The sequence below is a fragment of the Pelagibacterium lentulum genome, assembly GCF_003992625.1.
Classification (GTDB): Bacteria; Pseudomonadota; Alphaproteobacteria; order Rhizobiales; family Devosiaceae; genus Pelagibacterium; species Pelagibacterium lentulum.
Genome location: NZ_RZMW01000040.1, coordinates 21,145 through 38,099 on the forward strand (window position 1 = coordinate 21,145; position 16,955 = coordinate 38,099).

At 57.7% G+C, this 16,955-nt stretch carries 14 protein-coding genes; 2 read left to right on the forward strand and 12 right to left on the reverse strand.

Annotated elements, in window-relative coordinates:
* The first annotated feature begins 12 nt into the window (after window positions 1-12).
* Window positions 13-1,098 (forward strand): ABC transporter ATP-binding protein, encoded by a 1,086-nt coding sequence (locus tag EO133_RS12835; RefSeq protein WP_127073055.1) that lies wholly within the window; start codon window positions 13-15, stop codon window positions 1,096-1,098.
* A 54-nt stretch (window positions 1,099-1,152) separates the two neighbouring features.
* On the opposite strand, the gene EO133_RS12840 is transcribed toward EO133_RS12835, so the two are convergent.
* The 10 genes from EO133_RS12840 to EO133_RS12885 all read right to left on the reverse strand — a co-directional run bounded on the left by EO133_RS12840 (window position 1,153) and on the right by EO133_RS12885 (window position 13,749).
* On the reverse strand, window positions 1,153-2,064 hold the full coding sequence (locus tag EO133_RS12840) for an ABC transporter ATP-binding protein (protein ID WP_127073056.1): 912 nt from the start codon (window positions 2,062-2,064) through the stop codon (window positions 1,153-1,155).
* On the reverse strand, window positions 2,061-3,095 hold the full coding sequence (locus tag EO133_RS12845; protein ID WP_127073057.1) for an ABC transporter ATP-binding protein: 1,035 nt from the start codon (window positions 3,093-3,095) through the stop codon (window positions 2,061-2,063). Before EO133_RS12845 ends, EO133_RS12840 begins: the two co-directional genes overlap by 4 nt.
* A 3-nt stretch (window positions 3,096-3,098) precedes the next feature.
* On the reverse strand, window positions 3,099-3,959 hold the full coding sequence (locus tag EO133_RS12850; protein WP_127073058.1) for an ABC transporter permease: 861 nt from the start codon (window positions 3,957-3,959) through the stop codon (window positions 3,099-3,101).
* A 3-nt stretch (window positions 3,960-3,962) separates the two neighbouring features.
* Window positions 3,963-4,967, reverse strand: coding sequence for an ABC transporter permease (locus EO133_RS12855; protein WP_127073204.1), 1,005 nt, complete (start codon window positions 4,965-4,967; stop codon window positions 3,963-3,965).
* A 78-nt stretch (window positions 4,968-5,045) separates the two neighbouring features.
* Window positions 5,046-6,953, reverse strand: coding sequence for an ABC transporter substrate-binding protein (locus EO133_RS12860; RefSeq protein ID WP_127073059.1), 1,908 nt, complete (start codon window positions 6,951-6,953; stop codon window positions 5,046-5,048).
* 219 nt (window positions 6,954-7,172) lie between these two features.
* Complete coding sequence (gene arfA / locus EO133_RS12865) at window positions 7,173-8,681, reverse strand: arabinosylfuranosidase ArfA (protein ID WP_127073060.1); 1,509 nt, start codon at window positions 8,679-8,681, stop codon at window positions 7,173-7,175.
* A gap of 127 nt (window positions 8,682-8,808) precedes the next feature.
* On the reverse strand, window positions 8,809-9,738 hold the full coding sequence (locus tag EO133_RS12870; protein ID WP_127073061.1) for an ArsR/SmtB family transcription factor: 930 nt from the start codon (window positions 9,736-9,738) through the stop codon (window positions 8,809-8,811).
* A 115-nt stretch (window positions 9,739-9,853) separates the two neighbouring features.
* Window positions 9,854-11,143, reverse strand: a complete 1,290-nt coding sequence (gene glcF / locus EO133_RS12875) for a glycolate oxidase subunit GlcF (RefSeq protein ID WP_127073062.1) — start codon at window positions 11,141-11,143, stop codon at window positions 9,854-9,856.
* 18 nt (window positions 11,144-11,161) lie between these two features.
* Window positions 11,162-12,313 (reverse strand): FAD-binding protein, encoded by a 1,152-nt coding sequence (locus tag EO133_RS12880; RefSeq protein WP_127073063.1) that lies wholly within the window; start codon window positions 12,311-12,313, stop codon window positions 11,162-11,164.
* Window positions 12,310-13,749: an FAD-binding oxidoreductase gene (locus tag EO133_RS12885; RefSeq protein ID WP_127073064.1), complete on the reverse strand. Its 1,440-nt coding sequence runs from the start codon at window positions 13,747-13,749 to the stop codon at window positions 12,310-12,312. The genes EO133_RS12880 and EO133_RS12885 overlap by 4 nt, the downstream gene beginning before the upstream one ends.
* Before the next feature lie 223 nt (window positions 13,750-13,972).
* Here EO133_RS12885 and EO133_RS12890 point away from each other — a divergent pair, with 223 nt between their 5' ends.
* Entirely contained in the window at window positions 13,973-14,593 is a 621-nt protein-coding gene (locus tag EO133_RS12890) for a dihydrofolate reductase family protein (protein ID WP_127073065.1), read from the forward strand.
* Between the two features lie 36 nt (window positions 14,594-14,629).
* On the opposite strand, the gene EO133_RS12895 is transcribed toward EO133_RS12890, so the two are convergent.
* Window positions 14,630-14,974, reverse strand: a complete 345-nt coding sequence (locus tag EO133_RS12895) for a YciI family protein (protein WP_127073066.1) — start codon at window positions 14,972-14,974, stop codon at window positions 14,630-14,632.
* Between the two features lie 99 nt (window positions 14,975-15,073).
* Window positions 15,074-16,891, reverse strand: a complete 1,818-nt coding sequence (gene lepA / locus EO133_RS12900; protein ID WP_127073067.1) for a translation elongation factor 4 — start codon at window positions 16,889-16,891, stop codon at window positions 15,074-15,076.
* Between the last annotated feature and the right edge of the window lie 64 nt (window positions 16,892-16,955).

The following is a 16,955-nucleotide window of genomic DNA, read 5'->3' on the forward strand; positions in this document are numbered from 1 at the left end:
TAAATTACCGCGATGTCCACTTCGATCACGCTCGAAAAAGTCCATAAACGCTATGGTGCCGTTGAAGTCATCCACGGGATCGATCTTGAAATCGACCCCGGTGAGTTCACGGTGTTTGTCGGACCGTCCGGCTGCGGGAAATCCACGCTGCTGCGCATGATCGCAGGGTTGGAGCCGATCACGGGCGGCAACCTTAAAATCGATGGCGAAGTGATGAACGAAGTGGCGGCTGCCAAGCGCGGCATTGCCATGGTATTCCAGTCCTACGCCCTTTACCCGCATATGAATGTCTATCAAAATCTGGCTTTCGGGCTTGAAACCGCCGGCATGAAGAAGTCGGAGGTTGAACCGCGGGTTCAGCGCGCCGCCGAGATTTTGCAGATCGAGCCGCTCCTCAAGCGCAAGCCCAAGCAGCTTTCCGGCGGCCAGCGCCAGCGCGTCGCCATTGGCCGGGCCATCGTGCGCGAGCCGCGCATTTTTCTCTTCGACGAGCCGCTTTCAAACCTCGATGCCGAATTGCGCGTGCAGATGCGGGTGGAGATCGCCAAGCTGCATCGGGACCTGGGCAATACGATGATTTATGTGACCCACGATCAGGTGGAAGCCATGACCATGGCCGACAAGATCGTGGTTTTGCGGCTGGGCCATATCGAGCAGGTCGGCTCGCCGCTCGACCTTTACAATCATCCGGCCAACAAGTTCGTTGCCGGGTTTATCGGCAGCCCGAAAATGAACTTCCTCAATGCCAGAATCGACGCCATTGCCGAAGGGACAACAACGCTCAAGATCGGCAATCAGACGCTTACTCTTAACCGCGCGGCCAAAGGTGCGAGCGCCGGTCAGGAGATCGAGCTTGGCGTGCGGCCCGAGCATATCACGATTGCCCCGGCAGACAACCGGATCGCGTTCGGTGATGTCACCATCGATCTTGTCGAAAATCTGGGCGGCCAGACAATGCTGTATGCCAGCACCGCCGATGGGCAGGGCCTGACCGTTGCGCTCGAGGGCCAGCGCAGCGTGGCCGACAAGAGCACTATCGCCATCCATGTCGACCCGGCGCTGTGCCATCTGTTTGATAAAGATGGGAACGTTCTCTGAATCCAAAAAAAACGCCGCAAATTGCGGCGTTTTTTATAGTCCGATAAAGGCTTGTCAGCCGACGCGGACCATTCGGCCATCGTCACGCGGGGTCAGCTTGCCCTCGCCCGATTTGGCCCAGGCCGCTTCGGCCATGGCACGATCGGCAGGCTTGAGATTGCCCTGCCCTGCGTCGTCCACCGACAACACGGACGCCTTGAGCAATTGTGAATAGGGATGCTGAGGCGCGTCGAGCACGGTGCGGGCCGGGCCCATTTCCACGACATAGCCCTTTTGCATGATGATCAGCCTGTCCGAGATATAATAGGCCGTCGCAAGATCGTGGGTGATATAGATCACCGAAACTCCGAAATTGTCGCGCAAGTCCTTCAAGAGATTGACGATGGACATGCGCAGCGAAGCGTCGACCATCGAAACCGGCTCGTCGGCTATCAAAAGGGCCGGATTTGGAATCAGCGCGCGGGCGATGGCCACACGCTGGAGCTGGCCGCCGGAAAGCTCATGGGCATAACGGCCCTTTATCTCGCGATAGCTCAGTCCGACCTTTTGCAGGGCATCGTCCATGCTCTTTTCGATTTCTGCCTTGCCTTTCAGGCCCAAAAGCGTGCGTGCCGTCGCATCGAGATAGCGATCCACCTGCTTTAAGGGATTGAAGGCCTCGAACGGGTTCTGGAACACCGGCTGCACGCGCCGCATGAATTGCAGCCGTACTTTGCGGTTCTTGCGGTCCGCTGCGCCCGTACCTTCAAAAGTGATGTCGCCGTCGCTGGGTTCTTCCAACCCCAGGATCATGCGGGCAAGGGTTGTCTTGCCGGACCCCGATTCCCCGATAATGGTGAAGATCTCCGGCTTTTCGCTTTCAAGCGCAAAGCTGACATCGATCACGGCATCGGTATATTGGCGCGAGAGAATGCCACCCATGGCAAAGCGTTTCGAGACGTTACGGACATCGAGCAGCGTGGTCATGACAGGGCCTCCGCAGGCTGGCCGAACGTCGCAAGCGGCTTGACGTCATCTGAGCGCCAGCAGGCACTTCGGTGGCTTTCGCCGACAGCCACAAGCGGGGGCACATCGGTCTTGCATTTGTCGATCGCCAGCGGACAACGGGGATGGAACCGGCACCCGGCAGGCGGATCGGCCAGATTGGGCGGACGGCCCTCCAGCGCCGCCTTGGGCGAAGTATCCCCGATGCGCGGCAGGCTGCCCACCAGATGAGAGGTATAGGGATGTTTGGGCGCGGTAAAAAGGGTGCGTGTCGGTCCTTCCTCGACCAGCCGACCCGCATAAACGATACCGATCCGGTCGGCCATATTGGCGTGTACGCTCATGTCGTGGGTGACGAAGACGACAGACGAACCCATTTGCTGCTGCACGTCGCGGATCATGGCCAGCACATCCTTTTGCACCACCACATCGAGCGCGGTCGTGGGTTCGTCCGCAATGATGAATTCAGGCTGGCAGACCGTTGCCAGAGCAATGGTGACGCGCTGGCGCATGCCGCCGGACAATTCGTGCGGATAGGCTCTCAGGATGTCGGGGGAAAGATTGAGGCGCCTGAGATGGGCTTCTGTCCGTTCCCAAAATTCCTTTTTGGGAACGCCCATGGGCCTGAACGCAAAGTCCTCGAAGCTCCGCTTGATGCGGCGCACCGGATTGAGCACGCTCATTGAGCCTTGCATGATATAGGAGAGATGCTTCCAGCGGATGGCGTCCACATCTTCCTTCTTGGCCTTGTAGGGATCGATCTCGATGTCACCGAACCGATAGGTCAGCGAACCGTCAACCACCTTGAGCGGTGGGCGGATGGCGGCAGCGAGCACTTTAATCAGCGAGGTCTTGCCCGAGGAGCTTTCCCCGGCAATGCCATAGACCTCGTTCTTGCGGATCGAAAGCGTCACGTCATCGACGGCGCGCACTTCGCGCTCGATGCCGAAATAAGCCATTTGGTAATAGGCCTTGAGGCCTTTGACGGTGAGGATGTCGTTGGATTGTGCCATCGGTTACGCTCCTCCCATCCGGCGCAGGCGCGAGCGCGGATCGATATATTCGTTCATGGCCACGGTGAGCAGAAACAGACCGATAAAGAGCATGACGATCAGCAACACAGGGATCAGAATCCACCACCAGACGCCTACCACCATGGCCGAATGGTTGTTGGCCCAGTAAAGGGTTGTACCAACGGTCGGGATATTGACATTGGTGAAGCCGAGTACGGCCAGGGTGACTTCCATGCCGATCGACCAGATCATGTTGGCGATGGCAGTCGCAAAAACGATGGGCATCACATAGGGCAGATGTTCCTCAAACATGATGCGGCGCGCGCTCATGCCCGAAAAGACCGCATGGCGGGTGAATTCGCGATGACGGAGGCCCAGCGCAACCGAGCGGATCAGGCGCGCGTCGAACGGCCAGCCGAAGCACGCCATGACAAAAGCCAGCCGGTACATATCCAGATCGCTGCGCATAACGAAATAAAACAGGATCAGGATCGGAAAGATTGGCAGGGCAACGAAGATATCGTTGAAGAACATCAGAACCCTGTCGACCCAGCCGCCAAGATAGCCGGCCAAAAGCCCTACGCTTATCGAAATGATCCGGCTCAACACAGCCACCATCAGCCCGAAGGTCAGCGTGTTGCGGAAGGCAAAACTGAGTTGCCAGAACATGTCCTGTCCGCGCGAGTTCGTTCCGAACCAATATTGACCGGAGGGCGGCTGGTCGGGGATGGCAACATAGATCAATGTCGGATCGACGGGCGAGAAAAAGCTCGCCAGCGCAAAGACGACGATGACACCCACGAGCACGCAGCCGATGGCGAACTCGATATTGTAGCGGATGAGGTCCTTTACGATTGCAAGCATCGGTCATTTCACCTTTACGCGGGGATCGAGCAGCGGGTGAAGCAGATCGATAATGAAAATCGCGGTTGCCACGGCGATGACCGCCATGGACGAAACCGCCAGAACGACAGTGGTGTCACCGCCATTGACCGCCCGGACCAAAAGCGACCCCAGGCCCGGATAGCCAAAGACCTGTTCGGTGATGATCGTGCCTGAGAAAATGCCGCCCAGCGCCATGGCAAGGCCGGTCAATTGCGGCACCATCGCATTGCGGATGACGTAGAAGAAGACAACACGCTCGGTCTTGACCCCGGCCAATTCGGCATAGGTGACATAGTCCTCGGTCACGATATTGGACACAAGCGCCCGCATACCCAGAAACGATACGCCCATGCCCACGATCACCAGCGAGGTGGCCGGCAGGATGGCGTGATGGAGCACCGAGAAGATGAATTCGGCCGTAAAGCCGGGACGGACATTCATGGAAAAGCCACCGGAAATCGGCAGCACCGGCCAGAAATAGCCGAATATGATGACCAGCAAAAAGGCGACAATGTAATAGGGGATGGGCTGCACCCCCATGGCCACAACGCCGAAGGCCTTGAGAAAACGGTTATTCTGATAGTAACCGGCAAGTCCACCCAGCATATTGCCGATGATCCAGGACATCACGATTGCCGTGACCAGCAGACCCACCGTCCAAGGCAATGCGAGCATGACAAGACGCATGGCAGGCGTGGGAAACGCGATCAACGATGGGCCGAGATCGCCAACGACGAAACGCAACCAGAAATTGAGATATTTTTCATGGAGCGGCAAATCGGTGCCGAACAGCGCGGTGAGCGTTTCACGCAGGGCCTGAATGGCCTCAGGGCTGAAACTCGACTGACCCGCAACGCGCCCGATAATGGTCTCCACCGGAGAAATGGGCGAAAGATGCGTAATGAAAAACGCTGCCGATATTCCGGCAAACACTACGGCTGCCAGTTGCATGAGCCGCTTCAAGACGAAAACCAGATAGTCCTTCATGTAAACCGCAATGCCTTCCCCGGTCCGTGAGGGGTGTCCGGCCAAAGCCGGACACCGGGTTTAGCTCGAGGGAGAAGCCTATTGAGCAGGCTCGAGCTGGGTGAAGATGTAGCGCGAGTTGGCCCAGTTGGTGACGATATTGGCGTATGGGTTTTCCTCGGCTGTCGGGAAGCCAGTCCAATAGCGTTCCGAATAGGCGGCAAAGACGTTGAACGACATCATCGGGATGACGGGCATTTCCTCGACCATAAGGCGAACGAAGTCATAGCCCAGTTCAAGGTTTTCCTGGGTGCCGAATTCTGTCACCCGGACCTCCTCGATGATACGGTCGAGTTCTTCATGCTGCCAGCGCGCCCAGTTGCGCTGAGGCTGACGTTCACCTTCCGCAGCCACATAGCTTGATTGCCAGCTTTCAAGGAAGAACGAGAGATCGGGATCGCCGCCCCATGTTTCGATCTGCCACGCCGTTGCCGCATCATATGTTGCGAGCGGAAGATCCTGCGCAAACATCTGGGGCGTGGTTTCCGCTGTGACCTGGACGCCGGCCTGGCTCCACTGCTGGGCCGCCATGGTACCGAAGCGGTTCATGACGCCACTTTCAAACGTGGTGATGGTAAAGCCGAAACGGTCCCCATCGGGCGTGTACCAGTCATTGCCCTGCCGGGTGAAACCGGCATCTTCCAGCAGTTCTGCGGCTGCCTCGAGATTTTGCCCCCACCAGCCAAAACCAAAGGCACGACGGATCGCATCCTCGTCAGTGGGCACCGCATCGCCGAACTGGGGCCGAACCATGTCTGCAACCTGCAGGCCGATGGTCGGGTCGTAAGGCGTGATGGTCTGGGAACCGGTATCGAGCTCAAAGCCTTCCAACCACTCTTGCAACGGCCCGTGATAATCGTCCGGATGGGTACCGGTGGGCGGAACGGCAATCGCGGAAAGCGTTGCCGCGCCACGATAGGAAGCCATCGAGATCTGACGCGCATCGAGCATCAGCGCCAATGCCCAACGGACACGACGATCCTGGAACAATTCGTTCTGATGGTTGAAAATCACCATCGGAAGCGTGGGATCGGGGTGAGCGTGAGGGAAGCCGGGGAACCAACCGCGCGCCGTTTCATCCTGCTCAACAAGACTGAACATGGCTTCCGGCGTCAGATCGTGGATCATGTCCAGATTGCCGTTGACCATCTCGATCAACCGGCTGTCGATGGCGGGAATGGAGCGGTAGATGATATATTGTGGGCCGGGTTCGCCATATGCGGCAACCGTGGTCCGCTCCCAATCCTCGCGCTTTTCCCAGATGTACCAGGCGCCGTTGGGATCATAGCTATGGAGCGTATAGGGGCCAAGGCCCACCGGTGGATTGAAGTCGCTCTCCATGGGATCGTCGAATTGCTCAAAAACGTGCTTTGGCATGATCCAAGCGCCATTCCAGCGCACCGAGAACACAGCATGGAAACGCGAGTTGGGCCGAGCGAGATTGAAAACGACGGTGTAATCGTCGACCGCTTCAACGCTTTCAACCTGTTGCGCAAACGTAGCGCCCCAGTTAAAGGCCGGATTGGCGGCCTGAGCCTCAACCGTATAAACCACGTCCTCGGCAGTAAATTCCACGCCATCCGACCAATAGATGCCTTCGCGCAGCCGCACGGTCATCTGGGTGAAGTCTTCGTTGTATTCCCAAGGCTCGGCAGCCAGTGAATTATAAAGCGCACCATCGAGCCCTGCGTCGGGATCGATATACCAAAGCGTGTCCATCATGAGCTGATGCAACCCATTGGACATCCCGCCACCGGCACCAGCAACCCAGAGGTTGAACCAATCGGGATTAATGGCCGGCGGCTCGGGGTTGTGAACAATCAGAGTCTGTTCGCGGGGAAATTCGGTAATTGGTGGCAATTCTGCCGGAGCATCCTGAGCAATCGCCGCACTGCCCATCATGGCAACGACCGCGACCGACGCCAGAAGCGTCTTCCACTTGTTCATATCTTCCTCCCTTGGGAATAAAACGGCACCCCTCCGCGCCGCGTTCTCCTACACTGGGCATGGTATCGCGGGGAGCGAGATTGTCAACGCTTTTTGTGATATAAATCACATATCATGATATGAAGAAAAATGGCGCGCCCAAGCCAGCCGCGCCATCTCAAATTCGCAAACAAGGGCGCTCAAAAGAGCCCGGAAACTATGCTTTCAGCCGGCCTCACATCACCCGAGACGGATCATCTGATAAGAATAGGGTGGCAACGACGCTGTGAGGATGCCGCCTGAAACGCCTGCTCCCTCGCCCTTGCGCGGCGCGACATTGTCCTTGTTGCCCACGGTATTGACCGCATTGAGATCTTCGTGAGTCATAATCTGATGATCGATAACCTTCAGATCGCCAAACCCTTGCAGCAGCGTTGAAATCTCGATTGTTTCGCTGCTATGACGGTTGACGGCAAATAGGGTTACGGTGCCATCCTCCTCGTTATGGACGGCAGAAACGTCAGCATACCCGACATTCTGATATTGCTCGGAATCATAGGCCGGGCAATCAACCCTGAGATCGAGCGCGGTGCCGCGGCCGAACACCGATGCGAAGTAATAGGGGTAATAGATGGTCTGGCGCCAGGCGTCGCCGCCCTTTTCCGTCATGATCGGGGCAATCACGTTCACAAGCTGGGCGATACAACCGATCTTGACCACATCGGACCGCCGGATGAAGGTATTGAGAATCAGGCCGACCTGAAGCACATCCTCGAAATTATAGATGTCTTCCAGAAGCGCCGGAGCGTGGGGCCAGCCCTGCTGACCCTCAAGGATTTTGCGGTCCTGCTGGCGCGAGTGATACCACACGTTCCATTCGTCGAAGGAAATATAGACATCCTTTTTGGAACGCTTCTTTGCCTTGACAAAGTTTATAACCCCCTGAACCGCAACGATGTAATCGTCGAGCTTCTGGTTGAGCGCCAGGTAATTGGACGCGTTTTTCTCCGGGTTGGCGAAGTACATGTGCAACGAAATATAGTCGACCACATCATAGGTGTGCTCGAGCACGGTGGCTTCCCACTGGGGATAGGTGGGCATGTTGGAATGGGACGAGCCGCAAACCACAAGCTCAAGCGACTTGTCGAATGCCCTTATGGCCTTTGCCGTCTCGGCCGCAAGCTTCCCGTATTCCTCGGCATCCTTGTGGCCGATCTGCCAGGGGCCGTCCATTTCGTTGCCAAGGCACCAGAGCTTTACGTCCCAAGGTTCCTTCTTGCCATTCGCAATCCGCAGGTCGCTCCAGTAGGAGCCGCCCGGATGATTGACATATTCCACGAAGTTGCGGGCAGCATCGAGGCCGCGTGAGCCCAGATTGACCGCCAGCATCATTTCCGTACCCACACTTTCGCACCAATCCGCAAATTCGTGGATGCCAACCTGATTGCTGTCGGAGGTGTGCCAGGCAAGATCGAGGCGCACCGGACGCTCTTCCTTGGGACCGATGCCATCTTCCCAATTATAGGCGGAAACGAAATTGCCGCCGGGATAGCGCACAACCGGAACATTGAGTTCCTTGACCAGATCGATCACATCCTTGCGCATGCCGTTTTCGTCGGCCGTCGGATGGTCGGGCTCATAGATGCCAGTGTAAATCGCGCGCCCAAGATGCTCGAGGAATGCGCCATAGAGGCGATCGTCGATTTTGGAAACCGTGTAATCTTTATGCGCGGTGATTGTCGCCTTCATGGCACCCTCCCAAGTAATTCCAATTTTCGGATTTATATCGGGATTATTGGTGAACATAGCAGCGCTTGTCAACGCGCTATGAGATCAAAAGCGCATTTTCTTTTTGGCGGAGCCTGTTAGGGCCGGATCACTTGCCCTGATATATGCGCATGACGATATCCTGATCGTAATTGCCGAAGCCGCGCCCAAAGATATTGATGCCACCGGGATGGGCCGCGTCCTCGCGAATGCCGACGCGCATACGGATCGAATGGTGGGCGGCGATATCGAGATCGGCAAGAGTGACCGGGGAGATCTGCAATCCATCGACAAAGCTGCCGCGCTTGTCGACCTTGAAACTTTTGAGCTTGCCATATTGGGAGCCCTTGAGCTTCCACCAATCGGGCGTATAAACGCCGCGCTTGTCGCCGTAATCGCCCGGAGAGGTCCAGGTGCCGATCTCCTTGCCATTGATCCAGATGGAGATGTCTGACGGCCAATCGGCGCTGGTGCCCGGCACTTCCGAGGACAGTTCCATCGCGAACTCGATGGCTTCAATCGTACTGTTGGACAGCTTGGCATTGTTGGGAAACTGATATTCCACATGCCCGCGGGTAAACCAGATCAGCCCGGCGCGCATACGGTCAGGATCGAGAAACGTGTCGGGCACATCGAGCAGGCCGACCACGCCATCGGGTGTGCAAAGCCCACAGGGCGCGGACACTTCGCAACTTGTATAAAGCCCGATCGGCATCGACACCTCGATATGACCGCCTTTGACCTTGGCAAGATCTTCCTTGAAGGCCACCAGCACTTCATCGAAAGTGGAGTGGCAGATTTTCTGGTTGCCCTTGCGCGCTTTCTGGGTCTCGGAGCGGACCAGACCGGCTTCCTCCAATATCTGCACATTGGACGATACGGTCGATTGCGGCAGCTCGAGAATGGAAGCGATGTCGTTCACATTGAGCGAACCGCGTACATGCAGCAGTTTCAGAATGCGGATACGGACAGGCGAGGCCAGCCCCTTGAGCACTTCCATGCTGTCTTCAGGGTCAACCACCAGAAAGTTACGTGCCATATAATACCGGCCCCCAAGCCGGCTCCCTCATTATTGGTTCTTTGACGGTTATATGTATCAGAACTTCTGATAGAATCCAGTGCAAGGATTCACATGCCACCCGGACACGCGATTTTTACCCGAGTGCAGCCGGTTTGGGGCCGCCATAGGCCCAATCGAGCACTTGTATCGTATGGATTATCGGAATATCGGTTCCGGTTCCGATCTGGGTCATGCAGCCGATATTGCCAGTGGCGATCAGATCGGGCGCGACGCGCTCGATATTTTTGACCTTGCGATCGCGCAGGCGCGTGGCAAAGCCGGGCTGGAGGATATTGTATGTCCCCGCAGACCCACAGCAGATATGGCCTTCGGGCACATCCTTGACTGTGAAACCGGCTGTCTTGAGCAGGTTTTTGGGTTCATCCCTGATCTGCTGTCCGTGCTGCATCGAGCAGGCAGAATGATAAGCGATGACCTCTTCGCGCGGCTCGCCCTTGGGCAGATCGAGCGTTGCCAGATATTGGGTGATGTCCAGCGCCAGTTCGGAAACTGCTTTGGCCTTGTGCGCGTAATCGGGATCGTCGCGCAGCATGAAGCCGTAGTCCTTGATGGTCGTACCGCAGCCCGACGCCGTGATGATGATGGCATCAAGCTTTCCTGCTTCGATTTCCGGCCACCAGGCGTCGATAGCGCGCTTTGCCGCGACATGGCCCTGATGCTCCTTGCCCATATGGTGGACCAGCGCGCCGCAACAGCCGGTGTCCTTTGTATCGGCAATTTCGATGCCCAGCCGGTTGAGCAGCCGGGTTGTCGCCGCATTGATTTCGGGATCGAGCACCTGCTGGGCACAGCCCGCGAGCAACGCCACGCGGCCCTTTTTCGCAGCGGCAAGATTTTGCTGCGTTGGCTTGGGGGCTCGCGGCAGTTTTTGCGGCACCAGCGCCAGCATGGATTTCAGCCGCTCGCCGCCGGGCAATTTAGCCAGCACTGGTGCGAGCGGCTGACCGAGCCTGCCAAGGGCCAGAGCCGCGCGGAACCGGTTGGGGTAAGGCAGGATTGCCGCGAGTACGGCGCGTATGAACCTGTCGGCCAGCGGGCGGCGATAGGTCTTTTCGATATGGGCGCGGGCATGGTCGACAAGGTGCATGTAATGGACGCCCGAGGGGCATGTGGTCATGCAGGACAGGCACGACAGGCACCGATCCACATGCTTGACCACATCGGCGCTGGCGGGCTTGTCGTTTTCCAGCATGTCCTTGATGAGATAGATGCGACCGCGCGGGGAATCGAGTTCATCGCCTTCGAGCAGATAGGTCGGGCAGGTCGCTGTGCAAAAGCCGCAATGCACGCAGGAGCGCAGGATCTTTTCAGATTCCGCCATCTGGCTATCGGCAAGCCGTTCGGGAGCAAATTGGGTCTGCATGAAATCCTGCCCTGGCCTTTATAAAATACCCGGATTGAAAATGCCGGCCGGATCGAACGCGTGTTTGATACCGCTCATGAGCCCCGCAATCTTTTCATCCGGCGACGCAAACGCGGGCCCCGGCACCTGACTGGAGCGCACCAGCCTTGCATGACCCCCAAGTGCGGCGATTTGCTGGCGCCATTGGGCAATATCGGTGTCCGGCTCCAGCCCCAGCCAGATCAGTCCGCCGCTCCAATCTATAAGGGTACGTACGCCCCACCCGCTTGCATATTCGAGAAGGCGTGGCGCCTTGGAGACAGCGATGTGCACACGCAGGACATGGGCGAAATCGGGTGAAGTGAAAGGCTCGGCATTGGCCACCATGCGCCAGAGCGCCCTTGCCTTTTCCCCTTCGATCTTTTCGGGCTGACCATGATGAGAAAAAAGCCGGGCCAATTGCTTGAAGCGATAGGTGCAAGATGGGGCAAAGCCTTCGAGCCGCAACAGGGTGCGCGCGCCCTGCTCCTCGCCATAATCGGGAATATGGGCCGCCGCATCGATCTCGAAGGGCGTGCCCATAGCTTCGCCCATGAGCGCGATAGCGTCGGCCTCATCCAGCCCGTGCCAACACAGCGTCAGCGATTGCTCGCGGATCGGCATCAGTTTGAAAATCACTTCGGTCAGAATACCGAGCGAACCTTGCGCCCCGGCATTGAGCTTGACGAGATCGAGCCCGGTGACGTTTTTCATTACCCGACCGCCCGAGCGGATGATTTCACCGCGCCCATTGACCATCTCGATGCCGATCAGATGGTCGCGTGCGGCTCCGGCCGAAACCCGGCGCGGCCCGGAAATGTTGCAGGCTGCCACCGCGCCGATGGTCGGTTGACCGCGCGTTGCCATCAGCGGGCGGTGATCCATGGGTTCAAAGGCAAGCATCTGCCCCTTATCCGCAAGCGCCTGTTCCACATCGGTCAGGGGCGTACCCGCCCGCGCGCCGATCACCATTTCGGACGGCTCGTAGAAGGTGATGCCGGACAGACCACTTGTCGAAACGATCTGGCTTACATCCTTGGGCGCAAGGCCGCGTGTACCGCCGCCGATAACACCGAGCGTTTCCCCGGTTGCTGAAGCCTGGCGCACATATTGGGCAAGCTCAGGCGCGGAAAGCGGAATGAAATCGGTCATTGCGGCATCCAGCGATTTTCGAGAGGAAAGACCTTGGAGGGATTGAGCCGCCATTGCGGGTCGAACACCGCGCGCACGCGCATCTGCTGGTCCAGTTCCTCGCGGGTGAACTGCTTTGGCATCAAATCGCGCTTTTCGATGCCGACACCGTGTTCGCCGGTCAGGCATCCGCCCACTTCAACGCAAAGCGTCAAAATATCGGCACCCGCCATTTCCGCCTTTGCCAGTTCTTCAGGGTCGTTGGCATTAAACAGGATCAGGGGGTGCAGATTGCCGTCGCCAGCATGGAAAACATTGGCAACGCGCAAGCCGTACCCGGCAACAATCTCGCTCATGCGTTTGAGAACATAGGGCAATTGGCTTGTGGGGATGGTTCCATCCATGCACAGATAATCGGCAATCCGGCCCGTCGCTCCGAACGCTGACTTCCGGCCCTTCCATATCTGGGCGGTTTCGGTCGCCGAACGCGATTGCTTGATGACCTTGACCCCGTGGCCATTGGCGATCTCGACAATTTTTTGCAAGGTGAAGTCGATCTCATCGTCCGAGCCCTCGACCTCGATGATCAGCATGGCGCCGACATCGAGCGGATAGCCCGCCTTGGCGAAGGCCTCGCAAATCTCGATAGCGGGCTTGTCCATAAATTCCATGGCCACCGGAACAATCCCCGCCCCGATGATCGCGGCAACGCAAGCGCCAGCATCCTCGCTGGTATCGAAGCCGAACAGCACCGGCCTTGCCCCTTCCGCCAATGGCAGCACACGCAATATCGCCTCGGTTACAATGCCTAACTGACCTTCCGAGCCTACGATCAGGCCCAAAAGATCGAGGCCCGGCATATCCATGGCATCGCCGCCAAGTTCGACAATCGAGCCATCGGCCAGAACAACGGTTGCGCCGAGTACGTTATTGGTCGTCACCCCGTATTTGAGGCAATGGGCGCCGCCCGAATTCATCGCGATATTGCCGGCGATGGTGCAGGCAAGCTGGGAGGATGGGTCGGGCGCATAAAAGAACCCGTCCGGTGCAACGGCGGCGGAAACGGCCAGATTGGTTATGCCTGCCTCAACCTTCAGTGTGCGGTTGGGCCTGTCGAATTCCAGCACACGGTTGAGCCGGGAAACGCCGATCACCACCGCATCCTCCTGCGGGATCGCACCGCCTGCAAGCGATGTCCCGGCCCCGCGCGCAACGACATTGACGCCCTGCTCTTGGCAGAACGCCATGATCGCTGCGACCTCTTGGGTCGAACGCGGCAGGAGCACGGCCATTGGCATACGCCGATAGGCGGTGAAGGCGTCGGTTTCATAAGCGCGGCATTCATCGGGATTGGTAATGAGCACATCGGATGGAACGAGCGCAGCAAGCCCGGCGACAATGGCATCGCGCCGCGCCAGAATAGCGGCATCGGGCTGGGCAAAGGCAATGGCAGTCATAAACAACACTCCTCACGCATATCGTTTACTCACGAGACGCGCTTGGCAAGAGCATGGTCCAAACAGGGATAAATAGCGATGGCAAGGATTCCGGTTTTCCACCAGATGGCAGGCTTGACGCGAGGCGCAAAGAAAAAATCATCGAGAATGTCGGTATTGGATTTGCGCCTACGTCCTCGAACCATAAAACGGGCAAACCGCCCCGCAATTGAGGAATGGAACCATGAGAAAACTGACTGTTGCAGCTTTTTTGAGCGTGGATGGCATTATGCAGGCGCCCGGCGGGCCGGATGAAGACCGGGATGGCGGCTTTGCCTTTGGCGGCTGGACGGCGCCCTTGTTTGACGACACGGTCGGCGCAGCCATGGGCGAGATGTTCACGAACCCCTTCGACCTGCTTCTGGGCCGCCGGACATTTGAAATCTTTGCCAACTACTGGCCCAAGCTTGAGGGCAAGAGCGACATTGCCGACTTGTTCGGCTCCATCAACAAATATGTCGCAACCCGGCAGGCCGGTTACGCTTCGGATTGGCGCCACACTCAAATACTGGATGGCAGCGATGTGATCGATGCGATCCGCAAACTCAAGCAGGAGGATGGCCGGCACCTGATGACGCAAGGCTCGGCCAATTTCATCCAGACGCTTCTGGCATCCGATATTGTCGATGAGCTTTATACGCTCACCTTCCCGGTGGTTCTGGGCAAGGGCAAGCGACTGTTTGAAGGGGGAGCAGCGCCACGCGCGCTCAACTTGCTGCATTCCACGACATCGGCTTCAGGCGTAACCATGAACCGCTATGCCTATGCAGGGGAAGTTCAGACTGGCAGCTTTTCGGAGGAATGAGCAGGAAGGGCGCCGGTAGCCCCGGCGCCCGCTCCGTTAACCCATCGACATGATCTCCAGCAGTTCCACTTCGCCCTCCCATTGAGGCCAGAGGGCCTCATGCAGTTCGAGAAACTTGCGGACCCACTCGACGGCTTCGGCTCCACTATCGAGTTCGTAGATGGCAAAACCGGCGACCACTTCCTTGGTTTCAGTGAAGGGGCCATCGATCTTGAGCTTGCCATTCTTGATCGCGCCCAATCCCATCTTGGCCATGCCGCCATTATCGATGAGTTTGGACCCGGCCTCCTGAGACAGTTCGCCAATCGCCATCATCAGTTCGGCAGGCGGAGCGCCAATATCGGCAGCGTTGGTGGTCGTGACCATTGTGAGGTATTTCATCAATCCGTTCTCCAAAATGTCTGCCCGTCAACGCGGGTCGACCACAGGACGGATGGCGTCCGAAGTATCCGACATTTTTAGTCGACCACCAAGACGTCCTCAGTTGTCGCCCATCTTGAGGGCCTTGATAAAGGCTTCCTGGGGAATTTCGACCTTGCCGAACTGGCGCATCTTCTTTTTCCCTTCCTTCTGCTTTTCCAGCAGTTTCCGTTTGCGGGTCGCGTCACCGCCATAACATTTGGCGGTCACGTCCTTGCGCATGGCGCGCACGGTTTCGCGCGCGATGATGCGCCCGCCAATGGCGGCCTGGATCGGGATGGTGAACAGATGAGGCGGAATAAGCTCTTTGAGCTTTTCGCACATCATCCGGCCTCGGCTTTCGGCAGCCGAGCGGTGCACAAGCATCGAGAGCGCATCGACAGGTTCGGCATTGACCAGAATGCTCATCTTGACCAGATCGCCGGTGCGATAATCGGAAAGCTGGTAGTCAAAGCTCGCATAGCCCTTCGAGATCGACTTGAGACGGTCGTAAAAATCGAAAACCACTTCGTTGAGCGGCAGGTCGTATTCGACCATGGCGCGCTGGCCCACATAGGAAAGGTTGGTCTGGATGCCGCGCCGATCCTGACAGAGTTTAAGGATCGAGCCGAGATATTCGTCAGGCGTGAGGATGGTGGCCTTGATCCAGGGCTCGCGGATTTCCTCGATCTTGACCGGATCGGGCAGGTCAGCGGGATTGTGAAGCTGGACCACGTCGCCGCTGGTCATCACAACGTCATAGACCACCGAAGGGGCGGTCGTTATGAGGTCGAGATTGAATTCGCGGCTCAAACGCTCCTGAATGATTTCAAGATGTAACAGCCCCAGAAATCCGCAGCGGAAGCCAAAGCCCAGCGCAGCGGAGGTTTCCATCTCAAAGGAAAAGCTCGCATCGTTGAGACGCAGCTTGCCCATGGCCGCGCGCAGGTCTTCAAAATCGGACGCATCGACAGGAAACAGCCCGCAGAACACAACGGGCTGGGCAGGACGGAAGCCTTCGAGCGCCTTTGCGGTCGGCTTGCGGTCGTCGGTGATGGTGTCGCCGACATTGGTATCGGCCACTTCCTTGATCGAGGCCGTGAAAAACCCGATCTCGCCCGGCCCGAGTTCGCCCACTTCAACCAGCTTGGGCGTGAACACACCCACGCGGTCGAGTTCATAGGAGGCGCCCGCCTGCATCATACGGATTTTCTGGCCCTTCTTGATCCGGCCGTCGATAACGCGGATCAGAACCACAACGCCGAGATAAAGATCGTACCAGGAATCAACCAGCAAAGCCTTGAGCGGGGCTGTCTCATCGCCCTTGGGAGCGGGCAAGCGTTCGACAATCGCTTTGAGCACCTTTTCGATGCCAAGGCCCGACTTGGCCGAGATTTCCACCGCTTCGGACGCATCGATGCCGATCACTTCCTCGATCTGGGCCTTGACCCGTTCGGGTTCGGCGGCGGGCAGGTCGATCTTGTTGAGGACCGGAACGATCTCGTGGTTCACCTCGATCGCGTGATAGACATTGGCAAGGGTCTGGGCTTCCACGCCCTGCGCTGCATCCACAACCAGAAGCGAGCCTTCACACGCCGCCAGCGAGCGGTTCACCTCATAGGCAAAGTCCACGTGTCCCGGCGTGTCGATAAGGTTCAGCACGTAATGCTCGCCATTTGTATGCGTATATTCGAGCCGAACGGTCTGGGCCTTGATCGTTATGCCGCGCTCACGCTCGATATCCATGGAATCGAGCACCTGTTCCTTCATCTCACGGGTATCCAGGCCGCCCGTCATCTGGATGAGACGGTCGGCCAGGGTCGATTTGCCGTGATCGATATGCGCAACGATCGAAAAATTGCGGATATGGCTGAGAGGTGTTTTTTGCGGTGTCTTCATGGGGCTGCTGATAGCAGCAAAACCGGGCGTTGTGGAAGATGGTTTATAAAGGGAAAACGCACTG

What these genes read in the sequence shown, in the direction of transcription:
- EO133_RS12835 (WP_127073055.1), top strand. Translation starts at nt 13, where the DNA reads ATGTCCACTTCGATCACGCTCGAAAAAGTCCATAAACGCTATGGTGCC.
- EO133_RS12840 (WP_127073056.1), bottom strand. Translation starts at nt 2,064, where the DNA reads ATGACCACGCTGCTCGATGTCCGTAACGTCTCGAAACGCTTTGCCATG.
- EO133_RS12845 (WP_127073057.1), bottom strand. Translation starts at nt 3,095, where the DNA reads ATGGCACAATCCAACGACATCCTCACCGTCAAAGGCCTCAAGGCCTAT.
- EO133_RS12850 (WP_127073058.1), bottom strand. Translation starts at nt 3,959, where the DNA reads ATGCTTGCAATCGTAAAGGACCTCATCCGCTACAATATCGAGTTCGCC.
- EO133_RS12855 (WP_127073204.1), bottom strand. Translation starts at nt 4,967, where the DNA reads ATGAAGGACTATCTGGTTTTCGTCTTGAAGCGGCTCATGCAACTGGCA.
- EO133_RS12860 (WP_127073059.1), bottom strand. Translation starts at nt 6,953, where the DNA reads ATGAACAAGTGGAAGACGCTTCTGGCGTCGGTCGCGGTCGTTGCCATG.
- arfA (WP_127073060.1), bottom strand. Translation starts at nt 8,681, where the DNA reads ATGAAGGCGACAATCACCGCGCATAAAGATTACACGGTTTCCAAAATC.
- EO133_RS12870 (WP_127073061.1), bottom strand. Translation starts at nt 9,738, where the DNA reads ATGGCACGTAACTTTCTGGTGGTTGACCCTGAAGACAGCATGGAAGTG.
- glcF (WP_127073062.1), bottom strand. Translation starts at nt 11,143, where the DNA reads ATGCAGACCCAATTTGCTCCCGAACGGCTTGCCGATAGCCAGATGGCG.
- EO133_RS12880 (WP_127073063.1), bottom strand. Translation starts at nt 12,313, where the DNA reads ATGACCGATTTCATTCCGCTTTCCGCGCCTGAGCTTGCCCAATATGTG.
- EO133_RS12885 (WP_127073064.1), bottom strand. Translation starts at nt 13,749, where the DNA reads ATGACTGCCATTGCCTTTGCCCAGCCCGATGCCGCTATTCTGGCGCGG.
- EO133_RS12890 (WP_127073065.1), top strand. Translation starts at nt 13,973, where the DNA reads ATGAGAAAACTGACTGTTGCAGCTTTTTTGAGCGTGGATGGCATTATG.
- EO133_RS12895 (WP_127073066.1), bottom strand. Translation starts at nt 14,974, where the DNA reads ATGAAATACCTCACAATGGTCACGACCACCAACGCTGCCGATATTGGC.
- lepA (WP_127073067.1), bottom strand. Translation starts at nt 16,891, where the DNA reads ATGAAGACACCGCAAAAAACACCTCTCAGCCATATCCGCAATTTTTCG.